Genomic DNA, 14855 nt, shown 5'->3' on the forward strand with positions numbered 1-14855 from the left:
TTGAGGGTCCTCTCAGGCGCCCCAGCCGGCCTGGGTGCCGCCGACTCGGGTGTCATTGATGAGCTTCTGGTAGCCGGAGGCGGCGTAGGCGGCCATCGGGTCCGCCGGGAGGCCGCGTTCCTCGCGCCACGCGGCCAGGGCCGGTCGGACGTCGGTGTAGAAGGCGTCCATGAAGACGGCGTTCGCGGCCAGGACGTCGCGGCAGGCCTGGGCCTCCTGGAGCGCTGCCCGGTCCAGGAGCATCGCGCGCGCCGTCATCTCCTGGACGTTGAGCACCGAGCGGATCTGGCCCGGGATCTTCTCCTCGAGGTTGTGGCACTGGTCGAGCATGAGGGCCACACCCGAGTCCGGCTCGAGGCCGCCGCCGCGGACCACTTCGACCATGATGCGGAACAGCTGGAACGGGTCCGCGGCGCCCACGATCAGGTCGTCGTCCGCGTAGAAACGCGAGTTGAAGTCGAACGAGCCGAGCTTCCCCAGGCGCAGCAGCTGGGCGACGATGAACTCGATGTTCGTCCCCGGGGCGTGGTGGCCCGTGTCCAGACATACGAGGGCCTTCTCGCCCAGCGCCAGCGTCTGCGCGTAGGAGGTGCCCCAGTCCGGGACGTCTGTGTGGTAGAAGGCCGGCTCGAAGAACTTGTACTCGAGCACGAGCCGCTGGTCCGCCCCGAGGCGCGCGTAGACCTCCTGGAGCGAGTCCGCGAGACGGTCCTGACGGGCCCGGATGTCGTCCTGGCCCGGGTAGTTCGTGCCGTCGGCGAGCCAGACCTTCAGGTCTCGCGAGCCCGTCTCGTCCATGATGGCGATGCACTCGAGGTGGTGCTCAATCGCACGGCGGCGCACGGCGTCGTCGGACGAGGTCAGGGAGCCGAACTTGTAGATGTCGTCCTGGAACGTGTTCGAGTTGATCGTCCCGAGCTTCACCCCGAGGCCCTCGGCGTGGGAGCGCAGCGCCGCGTAGTCCTCGACCTTGTCCCACGGGATGTGGAGCGCGACGCTCGAGGCGAGGCCCGTGAGCTCGTTGACCTTGGCAGCGTCCTGGATCTTCTCCTCGACGGTCCGAGGCGTGCCCGGCGTGCCGAAGACCTTGAAGCGCGTGCCGGAGTTGCCGTACGCCCACGAAGGAACCTCGATCGCAAGGCCCTCAAGGAGCGAGAGTGCGGTGAGGGGGATGGTCATGGTCGTTCTCCTGCCGTGTGTGGTTCGGTGCCGGACGATGGCGCGTGGCGGGGTTCCGCGGCGGCACGGGCCGCGGCGAGCTGCGATTCGAGGTTGAAAACCTCCTCGAGGGGGACGAAGGCCGCGTCCGGGGGCGCGTCGACGCCGTCGAAGAGGCCCGCCATCTCGGCCTGCCAGCGAGCATTGACCTCGTAGGCGCCCATACGGGCGGTCGCGGCGTCGATGCTGTCCGTCTCGACGTATCCGATGAGCAGCCCATCCGGACGGAGGAAGAGCGAGTAGTTGTGCCAGCCGGCGGTTTCGAGGGCCTCGAGCATCTCGGGCCAGACGGCGGCGTGGCGCCGCCTGTACTCCTCGATACGCTCGGGCTGGATCCACTGCTGGAAGCAGATCCGCTGCGCTGCGGTGGGGGCCACGTTGCTCCTTTTCTGAATCGATTCAAGAAGTGTTTCCACCAGCATAGAGATCCACTCGGGACTGGGTCAATAGGCCGGGCGGGCATTTTGAAACGCTTCACTTACGCCCCTTTGGGTAGAGGGGCGGGTGGGCGGGGTCAATACCACGTGGGGTATCTTCGCGCGCGAGGATGGGTGTCCGCAGGTGCTGGGCCTGTACGGCCGGCCCGGCTCTTCAGACTCTGGCGAGGCCCTCTTCGGCCTTGGGACTCATGGTGGAGCCCAGCGTGCTCTCGCGTGGGACCAGCCTGGGCTCGAGGGTCAGTACCCGGTGCTCGTGGCGCTCGGGATTCCTGATCTCATCCAGCAGCAGCCTCATGGCGGCGGCTCCCATCTCGTGGCCGTGCTGGGTGACCGTCGACATCGGGATCGCTGCCTCTGTCGCGAACTGGTTGTCATCGTAGCCGATCACGGCCACGTCCTCGGGAACGCGCAGGCCGCGGGCCATGAGCTCGTGGATGATCCCGGCCGCGATCCGGTCGGATGGCGCGAAGATGCCGTCCGGGCGTTCGCCGCGGGCCCGGGCGGCGACGAGGGCCGCGATCCTGCGGCCCTCGTCGCTCTTGAGCCGGTGGCTGCCGATGACTTCGAGCGTGACATTCCCTGCTTCTGTCACGGCACGCCGTGCCCCGTTCAGGCGGGCTCTGATCGCGTGGAACTCCTCGGGGCCGCCGGCGAAGAGCAGCCTCCGCCGGCCGAGCCCGATCAGATGCCCGGTCGCGATGTAGCCGCCGAGCTCCTCGTCGGAGATGACCGCGCAGCAGTCCTCGCGGCCGCCGGCGTAGTTGACCAGGACGATCCTCCGTCCGTGGCGGCGGACTCGATCGATGCCCTCGAGGGTCGCGTTCATCGGCGCGAAGAGGATGCCGGCGACCCGGGCCTCGTCGAAGATGTCCAGGTACGACTCCTGGCGCTCCAGGTCCACGTCGCTGTTGGCCAGGAGGAGGTTGTGCTTCGACCTGCGTGCCTCGTCCTCGGCACCGCGGGCGATGTCGACGAACAGCGAGTTGTCGATGTCTGTCAGGACGAGGCCGACGGTGCTGCTTACGCCTGCCGCGAGCGAGCGCGCTGCGCTGTTGCGCACGAAGCCCAGCTGCTCGATCGCCGTGTGCACCTTCTGCAGCGATTCCGGGGAGACCCGCTCGGGCTTGTTGAGCGCGTGCGAGACGGTGCCGAGCGAGACTCCGGCGAGACGGGCGACCTCCTTCATGCTCGGCGGTCGGTCCGCGGCCTTGGTCGTCCTCGTCATCTTCGTTCCCTCGCTTGGCTGCCTCATCGGAGTCCACACCGTCCCGGCCCTGCAGCGACAGCCGCCCGACGGCAGCGCGCCAGTGAAACGCTTCAGGTGATGTTCGGAACAGGATAGGGCGCCGCTCGACAGCAGGTCAATGGGGAGGAGACGCGAAATTTATCGTTTCAAATTCTGTTGACGTAGGTCACACCGCCTCCTAACCTTGAACCCAGTGAAGCGTTTCAATCACTGTTTCCCCGACTCAATGGAGAGGTTCCGATGACTCGATCGAACAGCGCCCGCAGACGGGTGCACTGCTGGTTCGGGAGGGCACGATGAGCTCGGCAGAGGGCCAGTCGCTGGCTGTGGCCGAGGCTGCGGCGCCGCTGTCGCCGTTGCGGCACAGGGCAGGCAGATCGCCGGCAGTCCGACGGATCGGCGCGGTGCCGTGGTGGTTCGTGGTTCCCGCGCTCGTGTTCTACCTGTTCGTGGTCCTGTGGCCCAGCGTGCAGGGCGGGGCGTACGCGTTCACGAACTGGGACGGGCTCTCGGCGACGAAGGACTTCGTAGGGCTGGCCCAGTTCGAGCGGATCCTCAAGGACCCCTCGGGGGTCGGTGCGGTCGTGCACACGCTTCTGATCGCGGTGGCCATCACGCTCGTGCAGAACCTCGTCGGCCTGCTCCTGGCCCTGGGCGTGAACACGAAGATCAAGAGCCGCAACATCCTGCGGGTGGCCCTGTTCACCCCCGCGGTCATCACTCCCGTGGCGACCGGCTACCTGTGGAAGTACCTCATGACCCCGGACGGGGCGATCAACCAGCTCCTGGGCTTCTTCGGCCTCACGGCGCTCCAGCACGACTGGCTGGGCGATGCCGACATCGCTCTGTGGTCCATCGTGGCGACGGTGGTCTGGCAGTTCGCCGGGTACTCCATGGTCATCTTCCTTGCGGGCCTCCAGGGGGTCCCCGAGGACGTCCTCGAGGCTTCCAGGATCGACGGCGCGGGACCCTTCCGGCGCTTCTGGTACGTCGTCCGGCCGGAGCTCGCGCCGGCGATCACGATCAACCTGATGCTCTCGATCATCGGCGGCCTCAAGCTCTTCGACCAGGTCTGGGTGATGACCTCGGGCGGCCCAGGCACCTCGACGGACACCATGTCGACCCTGATCTACAAGAACGCCTTCCAGTTCGGCGACTTCAGCTACGGCATCGCCATGGCACTCGTCCTGACATTCTTCGTGGCCATCCTCTCAACGGCCCAGTACAAGCTCCTCGGCAAGCAGGGAGGCACCAAGTGAACCGCTACACGTGGCGGACGTTCATCCTCGAGGCCGTCATGGTCCTCGTCGGCGTCCTCTTCTTCCTCCCGGTCTACATCCTTGTCAACCTGGCCCTGAAGAGCCCGGACGACCAGTCCTCCCCGCTCGCGCCCGTGACCAGCGCGACGTTCCAGAACTTCGCCGACGCGTGGAGCCAGGCCAACCTCGGCCAGGCGCTCCTGACCAGCGCCTTCGTCACGGTCTTCAGCGTGGCGGTCATCGTGGCCGTCTCGGCCGTTGCCGCCTACCCGCTGGCCCGGGTCACGAAGCGCTGGTCGCGGTGGATGTTCTTCGTGTTCATGGTCGGCCTGCTCCTGCCCTTCCAGCTGGCGCTCATCCCGCTCTACACGACCATCCGCGACCTCGGACTGCTCGGGAACCCCCTCTCGCTCGTCCTGTACTACGCGGGCCTCCAGGTGCCGTTCTCGGTCTTCCTCTACACGGGCTTCATCCGCGCGGTGCCACTTGACTACGAGGAGGCCGCCTCGATTGACGGCGCCGGGCCGATCCGCAGCTTCTTCTCGGTGATCTTCCCGCTCGTGCGTCCGATCACCGGCACGGTGATCATCCTGAACGTCCTGCACGTGTGGAACGACTTCCTCACCCCCCTGCTGTACCTCAGCGGCAGCAGCCAGCAGACCGTGCCGGTGGCGCTGTTCTCCTTCGTGAGCCAGTACGTCTCCCAGTGGAACCTCGTCTTCGCTGGCCTCGTGATCACGGTCGCCCCGATCCTATTGGCCTACTTCGCAATGCAGAAGACCATCATCAAGGGCTTTGCCAGCGGCCTCAAAGGCTAGCCCGCCGCAACACCCGGCAGGGCCCCGTCCCGGGCCCTGCGCCAACACCCATGCAGCCCAAAGGGCGGCACTTCAAAGGAGAGCAAGACACATGCACAAGAAGAGCCTTCTGGCCCTCTCGGTAGCGGTCGCCGTGGCCGTCGGCCTGAGCGCCTGCAGCGGCGGCAGCTCCAGCAGCGCCTCGGGGGACGGCAAGACCCTCACCATCGCCGCCACCACGAACGAGAAGCCCGCCCTGGATGCGGTCGTTGCGAAGTTCAAGGAGCAGAACCCCGGCGTGGACGTCAAGTACACGACCTCTGCGCTCGACCAGTATCAGACCACCACCAGGACCCAGCTCTCCTCCGGCACCGCCCCCGACGTCGTGTTCGTCTGGCCCGGCGACGGCAACCCGATGGCGACCCGGGTCGTGGCCAAGGCCGGCTACCTCGAGGACCTCTCCGGCCAGTCCTGGGCCAACAGCTTCCCCGCAGGCATCAAGCCCGTCACCCAGTACAATGGCAAGACCTACAGCGCCTCCGTCACGTTCTCCGGCATCGGCGCCGTCTACAACATGACCGCCATGAACCAGGCCGGTCTGACCCCGCCGACCACCTGGAGCGGGCTGCTGCAGTTCTGCACCCAGGCCAAGGACAAGGGCAAGACAGCGTTCGAGCTCGGCGCCCAGACCAACTGGGTCACCCAGCTCGTCCCCTACTCGCTCACCCCCACCCTGGTCTACGGGCCCAACCCGAACTTCCCCCAGGACATGGCAGACAAGAAGGCCACCTTCGCGGACTCGAAGTGGACCGACGCGATGAACAAGTACCTCGAGATGCAGAAGGCCGGCTGCTTCCAGGCCAACCCCCTCGGCACCGACTACAACGCAAGCCTCGCCGCCGTCGCCAAGGGGGACGCCCTCAGCGTCGTCCAGGTCAACTCCGCCGTCGCGGCCATCAGCCAGCAGGCCCCCCAGGGCACCCAGCTGAACATGCTCCCCGTCCCGGCCACGGACAGCGCCTCCGACACCCGCATGGCAGGTGCCGCCGGCTCCACCTACGGCGTGAACGCCAAGGCCAAGAACAAGGACCTCGCGATCAAGTTCGTCAACTTCCTCGAGAGCCCCGACGGGATGAACCTCTACGCCCAGACCAACAAGGCACTGCCGGCAGTGCCGAATGACAGCTTCAAGGTCGACCCGGCCCTGAGCACCCTGCAGCAGCACCAGAAGGACGGCAAGACGGACGCGTTCATGGACCAGAACTGGCCCAACGCCCGCGTCCAGCAGACCCTGTTCCAGGTCGTACAGGACCTGCTCGCCGGCAAGACCGACGTCGCCACGGGCCTGAAGCAGATGGACTCGGCCTACAGCCAGGGCTCCTAGCCCCACCCGGGCGAGGCGCCCGGCCAACAATAGGCGGTGGCGGCCCCCCGGGGCCGCCCCCGCCCGCCGTCACCCCACAGAGTGCCAGGGGGCCCCCCCCCGGGGGGGGGGCCCCCGCCCCCCCGGGGGGGGGGGCGCCCGGGGGCCCCCCCCCACCGCCCGCATTCACCCCTCAGAGAGCACGTGGGAAGAAGGACATGACAGTCCCGGCAGCAGCCACACCGACAGAGAAGACCCCAGCTCCAACCACCGCCCGGGTGGCCCGGGTGCAGGCCGAACACCGCCGGGACGCCCTCGGCATCGGCGAATCCCGCCCCCGGCTCACCTGGCACACGGACGCCCCAGCCGGCTGGAGGCAGGAGAAGTACGAGATCGAGGTGGTCCGACGCGGTAACCGGTGCCAAGCGCAGGAGGTCACATCCTCCGACTCCGTCCTCGTGGAATGGCCGTTCGAGCCGCTGCAATCCCGTGAGCGCGCCCAGGTCCGGGTGCGTCTCTGGGGGGCGGACGGCGAGCCGAGCGGGTGGAGCGAGCCGCTGGGCGTGGAGGCTGGGCTCCTGGACGCGGACGACTGGACGGCCTCTGCCATCTCACCCGACTGGGACGAGGACCGCGAGGCGGACAACCCACCCGCCCTGCTGCGCCGCTCCTTTACGGCTGGGGCCGCCGTCTCCTCGGCCAGGCTCTACGTCACCGCCCACGGCGTGTACGAAGTCGAGATCAACGGCACCCGGGTCGGAGATGAAGTCCTCGCCCCCGGATGGACCAGCTACGACCACCGTCTGCTGTACTCGACCTTCGATGTCACCGACCTCCTCGCCAAGGGCGAGAACGTTATCGGAGCCTGGCTGGCCGACGGCTGGTTCCGCGGCCGCATCGGCTTCAAGGGCGGCACCCGCAACGTCTACGGCGAGCGGACCTCCCTGCTCGCCCAGCTCGAGGTCACCTACACGGACGGCCGACGTGCCGTTATCACTACCGACGACAGGTGGAAGGCCTCCCGCGGCCCCGTCACCGCGGCCAGCTTCTACGACGGCGAAACCCACGACGCCCGCCTCGAGCAGCCGGGCTGGTCGCAGCCGGGCTTCGACGGCACGGGATGGTCCAGCGTGCGCATCGCGCAGGTCGACAAGGCCACTCTCGAAGCCCCGGTGGGCCCCCCGGTCCGGTGCACCGAGGAGATCGCCACCCAGCGGATCTGGACCTCCCCCTCGGGCAAGACCCTGGTCGACTTCGGCCAGAACCTCGTCGGCCGGCTCCGCCTCTCTCTCCAAGGCAAAGGCGGCCAGGCGGTCACGCTCCGCCACGCCGAGGTCCTCCAGGACGGCGAGCTCTACACCCGCCCACTCCGGCTGGCCGCCTCCACAGACCAGTACACGCTCGCCGACGACTCCCGTCACACCTGGGAGCCCAGGTTCGCCATGCACGGCTTCCGCTACGCCGAGATCACCGGCGACATCGACGCCGTCGACCTCGAAGCCCTCACTGCCCGCGTGCACCACACCGATATGGAACGCACCGGCTGGTTCGAATGCTCAGACCCCCTCGTAAACCGCCTCCACGAGAACGTGCGGTGGAGCATGCGGGGCAACTTCGTCAGCATCCCCACCGACTGCCCCCAGCGCGACGAGCGCCTCGGCTGGACCGGCGACATCCAGGTCTTCGCCCCCACTGCCTCCTTCCTATACGACTGCTCGGGAATGCTCGCCGGCTGGCTCAAGGACGTCGCCGACGAACAGCTCCCCGACGGCACCGTCCCCTGGTACGTCCCCTGGGTCCAGGCCGGCTCATGGGACAAGACCATCCCCGGTGCCGTGTGGGGAGACGTGGCCGTGCTAACCCCGTGGACCCTCTTCGAGCGCTTCGAGGACAGGGGCGTGCTCGCAGACCAGTACGCCAGCGCCAAGGCCTGGGTCGACCTCATGGCCGAACGCGCCGGCGAGTCCCGCCTCTGGGACGAGGGCTTCCAGCTCGGCGACTGGCTCGACCCCGCCGCGCCCCCGCACGACCCCGCCGATGCCCGCACGGACCGCTACCTCGTCGCCACCGCCTACTTCGCCTGGTCCGCCCGTCACCTCTCCCGCATCGCCGAGGTCCTCGGCATGGCCGAGGACGAAGCCCGGTACGCGGAACTAGCCGAGGAGGTCAGAGAGGCGTTTGCCCGGCGGTACGTCCATGAGGACGGCACCATGGCCAGCGACGCGCAGACGGCCTACGCCCTCGCTCTCGTCTTCGACCTCCTCCCTGAGGAATGGCAGAGGTGCCGGGCGGCCGACCGGCTGGCCGAGCTCGTCGCGGAGGCGGGGAACCGCATCGCCACCGGCTTCGCCGGCACCCCGGTCATCAGTGACGCCCTCACCCTCGGTGGCCACGTCGAGGCCGCCTACGACCTCCTCCGGGAAAAGGAATGCCCCTCCTGGCTGTACGCGGTTAAGCAGGGCGGAACGACCATCTGGGAGCGCTGGGACTCCATGCTCCCCGATGGGACCGTCAATCCCGGGGAGATGACCTCCTTCAACCACTACGCCCTGGGGGCCGTGGCCGACTGGATGCACCGGGTCATCGGCGGCCTCGCGCCGCTCGAACCGGGCTACCGGAAGATCGGCATCAAACCCCGCCCCGGCGGAGGGATCACCCACGCGACCACGCGCCACCTCACCCCCTACGGGGTGGCTGAGGTAGCATGGCGAATCGTCGATGGGACCCTGCACGTTTACGCCACCGTCCCAGCCGGCACGACCGCCACGGCAGACCTGCCCGGGCAGCCACCGAGGGAACTCGGCCCGGGCACGCACGCCCTGAGCGCCTCTATCGGCTGAAACCACCCCTGTGCCGGAAGGCAGCCATCCGCCCTTGGTCTCGGCCGCCTCTCCTTGCGTGGGCAGACAAGGAGAAGCGGCGGGCGCGGCAATGCGCTCTCTGCCGAAGGCAGCGCCCCAAGGCTCTGGACGTCCGCCCGCGGCTCGTGCCAAACTGGATCCGGAAAACGCTTTCCCAAGGCCTGAACCGGTCGCAAAGGAGCCAGATGATCACGCACGTCTCCCACCCCACCGCCTCGGCCTCAGGAACCGAAGATACGGGAGGGCAGGAGCACGCCCCGGCCCGCGTCGCCCTCGTGGGCGCCCACGGCTTCGGCCTTGTGCACCTGCGGAACCTCGCGCGCCTGGCCGGGAGCGGCGCCGTGGTCCTCGACGCCGTGGCCGACCCCCGCGAGCCGGAACCCGGAAGCGTGCCGGACGGCACGCCGTCGTACGCGTCCCTCGAGGATCTCCTCGCCGGCCGCCCCGCCCCGGACATCGCGATCGTGGCGACGCCCATCCAGACGCACGGTCCGCTCGCCGCGGCGGCACTCGCCGCCGGCGCCCGGCTCTACCTCGAGAAGCCGCCCGTGCCCTCGATCGCCGCCTACCGCGAGCTGCTCGCAGACGCCGAGAGCCGCGGCGCCGCAGTCCAGGTGGGGTTCCAGAGCCTCGGATCCCACGCGCTGCCCGCAATCGAGCAACTCCTTGCCTCGGGAGAGATCGGCGCCCTGCGGGCGGTCGGGGCGATCGGGGTCTGGACCCGCGACCTCGCATACTATGCGCGTTCGCGCTGGGCCGGGAAGCGCCTCATGGACGGCGTCGAGGTCGTGGACGGCGTCGTGACCAACCCGCTGGCCCATGCGGTCGCGACGGCGCTGCGTATCGCCGGGGCGCGGCGGGAGGAGGATGTCGCGAGCGTCGACGTCGACCTCTACCACGCCCACGGTATCGACGCCGACGACACGTCGGTCGTGCGCCTCGTCACCGCCGGGGGAATCCCTGTCACGTGCGCACTGACGCTCTGCGCGACCGAAACCGCGGAGCCGTGGGTCACGGTCTACGGCACCGAGGGCGAGGCCCAGCTCTTCTACACGCAGGACAGGCTGATCGTCCGCACCGAGGCCGGCGAGCGCGAGGAGCGCTACGGCCGCACGGACCTGACCGAGAACCTCCTCGACCACCTCTCCCACGGGACCGGGCTCCTGAGCTCGCTCGCGAACACGGGTGCGTTCATGCGGGTCCTCGAGGCTGTGCGCACCGCGCCGGAGGTCCGGGCCATCGCACCCGGGTACGTCGACTGGGTCGGCGAGGGGCAGGCCGCCCGGCCGATCGTGCGAGGCATCGAGGCCACGCTCGAGCGGGCCGTCAAGGCGCAGGCAACGTTCGCCGAACTCGGCGTCCCCTGGGCCGCCGCCGTAGGGCCGGCAGGGTTGCTCACCCTCCCTGACGGGCAGCCGGTGGCCGAGCTGTGCGACGGCGCCCACCTCGCTCCGGCACTCTCGCCCCGGCCGTACCTGCACCCGGTCCGCACCCTGGCGGGGACCACGGTCACTGACCACCTGCCCCTCGACCATGTGTGGCACCTCGGCCTCGGGCTGGCGCTCCAGGACGTGTCCGGGACCAACCTGTGGGGCGGCCGCACGTACACACGCGAGGCGGGGCGGTACGTGTGGCGTGCCGACCACGGCCGTGTCGCGACGGAGTCCATGGACGGTCCACGGGGCCGAATCCTGCAGCGGCTGCGCTGGGAAGCGCACGACGGCGCCGCCCTCCTCGCGGAGGCGCGAACCCTCACCGCCGAGCGGGCCTTGGGACCGGCGGACGACGGCGCATGGCGCCTCACGCTGCACTCGCGCCTCACCGCTGCGCGGGATGTGATCCTCGGGGGCCCCGGCTCGAACGGCAACGCCGGCGGTGGCTACGGCGGCTTCTTCCTGCGCCTCGCCTCGTGCACGGGGGCCCGTGTGTTCACCGCCGACGCCGAGGGCGAGACCGCCGTGCATGGGCATGCCGCCCCCTGGATCGCCTGGAGCGCGCGCTTCGACGGCGGGCCCGCCGGTCGGGACGGCCAGGGCGCCGAGGCCGGCGTCGTCATCGCGGCGGCGCCCGAGGCACCCGACGATCCGTGGTTCGTCCGTCTCGCGGGGTACCCCGGCATTGGCTCGGCCCTCGCATGGGAGCGGGCTGTGGAGCTCCCCGCCGGCGAGGCGCTCGAGCGGACGTTCCGAGTGTGGTTCGTGGACGGTCCCGTCGACCCTGAGCGCGCAGCGGCCCTGGTCGCTGCCCCGGACGCGACGGCCCCGGACTCAGCAGCCCCGGAAGCGGGCGCCTGAGGGCATGGCGACCACCGGTACCGAAACGTCCAACGACTCCCAGGCGACCGCCCGCGAGGCCCTGGGCCCGCTCGTCCCCGTCCGGCTTCGCGTCGAGGGCGCCGAGCGATGCCTCACCGCGGGTCCGACTCCGCGGTTGTCGTGGCAGGCCGAGGCCCGCGCGGGCGCCGGGGATCCCTCGAGCGCCGGGACCCGCACTGGGGCCGAGGTGCCGGACGGACGGCTCACGCCCGTCGCCGCCGAGGCGAGGATCCTCGCCGTGGACGGGCGTGTCCTCTGGGCCCCGGGTCCTCTCGCGCTGCCGGCTCACGCCACGACGCGCGTGGTCGTTCCGGCCGCGTCCGCCCTCCCCCCGGACACGGAATGCTCCTGGACCGTGCGGCTCCGCTCGGCCGACGGCGCGTGGGGACCGTGGAGCGCAGAGCATGCCTTCGGCACGGGGCTCGGGGACGCTGACTGGACCGCCCAGTGGATCACGCGCGCGCCTGGAGGCCGCGCACCGATCCGAATTGTGCACGGGCTCGGAGGCAGGCCCGAGCTGCGTTGGCACGGGATCCCGTTCGTGCCCGCGCCGGCCGAGGCCGAGTTCGACTTCACCCTCGAGGCCGAGCTGCGACCCGTGCTCGGCGCGTGTGGGATCGTATTCCACAGCGGCGGCCCGGGCACCGGTCTCCTCCTCGAGCTCGGACCGGGGGACCGCATCACGCTCCGGCCGCTCGCGGCGTGGGGGCAACCGTGCGGACCCGAGGACTGGGCCAGCGCGCCACTGGCCGAGGCCGCGCTCCCCGCGCCCTCCCCCGCCTCGACCGACCGGCACCCGGACGGTCGCGTGCGGCCGGGCGAGACCCCCTGGCGACACCTCCGGGCGGAGGCCCGCGGCGGGAGGCTCGCGGTCGCCGTCGACGGCACGCCGGTTCTCGATACCGCGCTGCCCGCGCCCGCGGGGACGCTGCTCGGGCTGCACGCCACGCCCCGGGCCGAGGGCGCCCTGCGCGGTCTGACCTTGAGCAACGGCACAGAACCCTTCCGGTACAGCACCGCGGCCGACGGCCTCGCAGGCTGGCCCGCTGACACGCCCTTCCGCCAGCCCGACGAGTGGTCGCTCCTGCGCACCGAGGTACGGCTCGCAGGCCCCGTGCGCCGCGCCGTCCTCTACGCCGCGGCCCGGCATCAGGCCTGGGCATCCGTGGGCGGGCGTGAGGTCCTGGCCCTCTCCTCGTTCGGGTATCCGGGCGAGGACTACTACGATGCCGCGGACGTCACCGGCGCCGTCCGCGCGGCCGCCGCCGACAGCGGCCGCATGGCCCTCGCCGCCCTCGCGCACTGGTACGGCCCGGGTCAGGGACGCGCGTCGGGCCATCCCGGCCTCATCGCGCAGCTGCACCTCGAGTACGCCGACGGGCGCCGCGAGGTGTTCGACACCGGTCCGGGCTGGCGTGCAGCCGAGGCGCCCTACGCGCAGGCCGGCTATCGCAACGACGAGGGCGACCCGATCGAGCACGCCCTCGCTCCCCTCCCGGCGGGCTGGGACTCGCCCGGGTTCGCGGAGGGGTCGGGGTGGGGGCCCGGCGTCGTCCTCGGGACCCACCCACGGGAGGAGTTCCCGTCACTGCACCCCCGCCGCGCGCACACGGCCGAGGAGCAGGTCGACCCGGTGCGCTGGCTCACCGCCGCGGACGGGACACGCGTCGCGGACTTCGGCGCGGTCCGGGCGCTGCGGCCACACGCGGCGTTCGACGGCGCGTCGGGGCCAGGCGGGACCGTGCGGCTCCGCGCGGGGTACAGCCTGAGGGCCGACGGGCGCGTGGATGAGGCAAAGACCCCGAGCCAGAACACGGACATGGGCTTCCTCGCCGGGCCAGGGTTCGCGGACACTAACACGGACACGGACACGGGCGCGGCCGACGGCGCGGCTCCGGGCGCTCCGTTCGAAGCCCGCGTCCACCTCGGCTTCCGCTACCTCGAGATCGAGGCCCGCGGAGCGCAGGAGGGCGTGCCCGCGGGGGTGAGCGCCGCCGTCGTGCGTGCCACGCACCCTGACGCACCGGCCGCCGTCGAGACATCGGATCCCCGCCTCAACCGCGTGCTGGCACTGCTGCAGGATTCGGCACTGCACGGAGTGCAGGAGCGTTTCATGGATACGCCGACCCGGGAGAAGGGACAGTTCCTCGCGGACGCCGTGAACATCTCACTCGCGACCATGGCCGCGTTCGGCGAGCGCGAGTTCACGCGACAGGCACTGCGGGAGTTCGTGTGGTCCGGCACACGGTACTGGAACGCACCCGAGGAGCGCGGCCGCCTCAACGCTGTCTACCCGAACGGGGACGGCAAGCGGGACATCCCCGACTTCTCGCTCATGCTGCCCGAGTGGGCCGAGGCCTACTGGCTGAACTCGGGCGACGACACGTTCGCCGCCGAGCTGTTGCCCGCGCTCGAGGCGACGTGCGGCTACGTGCGCCGCGCCATCCCTGACGCCGGCCCGTGCACGGGACTCGTCACGGACCTGCCGGGCGGCGGGGGGCCGTACCTGCACGGGATCGTGGACTGGCCCGCTCCGAACCGGCACGGCTACGACATGGCGGCTGCCGCCCGGACCGCAGTGAACGCGCAGGCGTACGCCGCGCTCACGTCGACGTCACGGCTCGCTGGCGCGCTCGGGCGCGAGGCACTCGCGGCCTCCCTGCGCGACTCCGCCGCCGCCCTGGCCGCGGCGATGGAGGCCAAGCTGCGGGTCGACGGGGTTCTCGTAGACGGCCTGCACGCGGACGGGGTGCCGAGCCGGCATGCATCCCAGCACGCGTCGGCGATGCCGCTCGCCGTCCGCGCGACGGACCCCCAGCACCGCAGTGCGGATGCGCGGCGTGCCGCGTCCCTCGGCCTGCGGATGGGGCCTATGACGTGGCACCGGCTGCTCGCCGCGCTCGTCGGCGAGGGGCTCGTGGAGGAGGCGCTCGGCGTCGTGCTCGACGACCCGTCACGCGGACCCCTCGCCTGGCTCGACGCCGGCGCGACGTTCGCGTGGGAATCGTGGGAGATCGTCGAGGGGACCGACTACAGCCAGTCCCACGCGTGGGCGGCCGCCGCGTGGCCCGTGCTCGTGGACGGGATCCTCGGGCTGCGGCGCGTGGCGCCCGGCCGGTTCGAGGTCAGACCGCCCGCGTGCCGCCTCGAGTGGGCTCGTGCGGAGCTCCCCGTCGAGCAGGGCAGGCTGGGGATCTCGTGGCGCCGTTCCGACGCCGGGGTGGAGCTCGAGTGCGAACTGCCTCCGGGGACCGAGGCGCTGGTCACCGTTCCGGACACGACGCACGACGCCGCGCCCCGCCTCCTCGGGCCGGGTCGCCACACGCTGGGGCCGGCTCGCGGGGCCGCCCAGTGAC

General features: G+C 70.7%; 9 protein-coding genes. 6 read left to right on the forward strand and 3 right to left on the reverse strand.

Annotation, left to right across the window (positions count from 1 at the left end; genetic code table 11):
* Positions 1 to 12 precede the first annotated feature (12 nt).
* The 3 genes from rhaI to RBS60_RS17825 form a co-directional block, all read right to left on the reverse strand.
* Positions 13 to 1179 carry an L-rhamnose isomerase gene (gene rhaI / locus RBS60_RS17815; RefSeq protein WP_307958880.1) on the reverse strand — a complete coding sequence of 389 codons (1167 nt, stop codon included), beginning with the start codon at positions 1177 to 1179 and terminating at the stop codon, positions 13 to 15.
* Entirely contained in the window at positions 1176 to 1595 is a 420-nt protein-coding gene (locus RBS60_RS17820; RefSeq protein ID WP_307958881.1) for an L-rhamnose mutarotase, read from the reverse strand. The genes rhaI and RBS60_RS17820 overlap by 4 nt, the downstream gene beginning before the upstream one ends.
* A 214-nt stretch (positions 1596 to 1809) precedes the next feature.
* Complete coding sequence (locus tag RBS60_RS17825) at positions 1810 to 2883, reverse strand: LacI family DNA-binding transcriptional regulator (protein WP_307958882.1); 1074 nt, start codon at positions 2881 to 2883, stop codon at positions 1810 to 1812.
* Between the two features lie 317 nt (positions 2884 to 3200).
* Between RBS60_RS17825 and RBS60_RS17830 the strand changes: the two genes are divergently transcribed.
* The 6 genes from RBS60_RS17830 (at position 3201) to RBS60_RS17855 (ending at position 14854) form a co-directional block, all read left to right on the forward strand.
* Positions 3201 to 4163 (forward strand): sugar ABC transporter permease, encoded by a 963-nt coding sequence (locus RBS60_RS17830; protein WP_307958883.1) that lies wholly within the window; start codon positions 3201 to 3203, stop codon positions 4161 to 4163.
* Positions 4160 to 4981, forward strand: a complete 822-nt coding sequence (locus RBS60_RS17835; RefSeq protein ID WP_307958884.1) for a carbohydrate ABC transporter permease — start codon at positions 4160 to 4162, stop codon at positions 4979 to 4981. The genes RBS60_RS17830 and RBS60_RS17835 overlap by 4 nt, the downstream gene beginning before the upstream one ends.
* A 91-nt stretch (positions 4982 to 5072) precedes the next feature.
* Positions 5073 to 6344, forward strand: a complete 1272-nt coding sequence (locus RBS60_RS17840; protein ID WP_307958885.1) for an extracellular solute-binding protein — start codon at positions 5073 to 5075, stop codon at positions 6342 to 6344.
* Between the two features lie 197 nt (positions 6345 to 6541).
* Positions 6542 to 9163 (forward strand): glycoside hydrolase family 78 protein, encoded by a 2622-nt coding sequence (locus RBS60_RS17845; protein ID WP_307958886.1) that lies wholly within the window; start codon positions 6542 to 6544, stop codon positions 9161 to 9163.
* Positions 9164 to 9369: 206 nt separating this feature from the next.
* Positions 9370 to 11478 (forward strand): DUF6807 family protein, encoded by a 2109-nt coding sequence (locus tag RBS60_RS17850; RefSeq protein ID WP_307958887.1) that lies wholly within the window; start codon positions 9370 to 9372, stop codon positions 11476 to 11478.
* Between the two features lie 4 nt (positions 11479 to 11482).
* Positions 11483 to 14854 carry an alpha-L-rhamnosidase C-terminal domain-containing protein gene (locus RBS60_RS17855; protein ID WP_307958888.1) on the forward strand — a complete coding sequence of 1124 codons (3372 nt, stop codon included), beginning with the start codon at positions 11483 to 11485 and terminating at the stop codon, positions 14852 to 14854.
* Position 14855: the final 1 nt, after the last annotated feature.

Origin of the sequence: Sinomonas sp. ASV486, from assembly GCF_030908215.1 — a bacterium.
In the GTDB taxonomy this organism is placed as follows: domain Bacteria; phylum Actinomycetota; class Actinomycetes; order Actinomycetales; family Micrococcaceae; genus Sinomonas; species Sinomonas puerhi.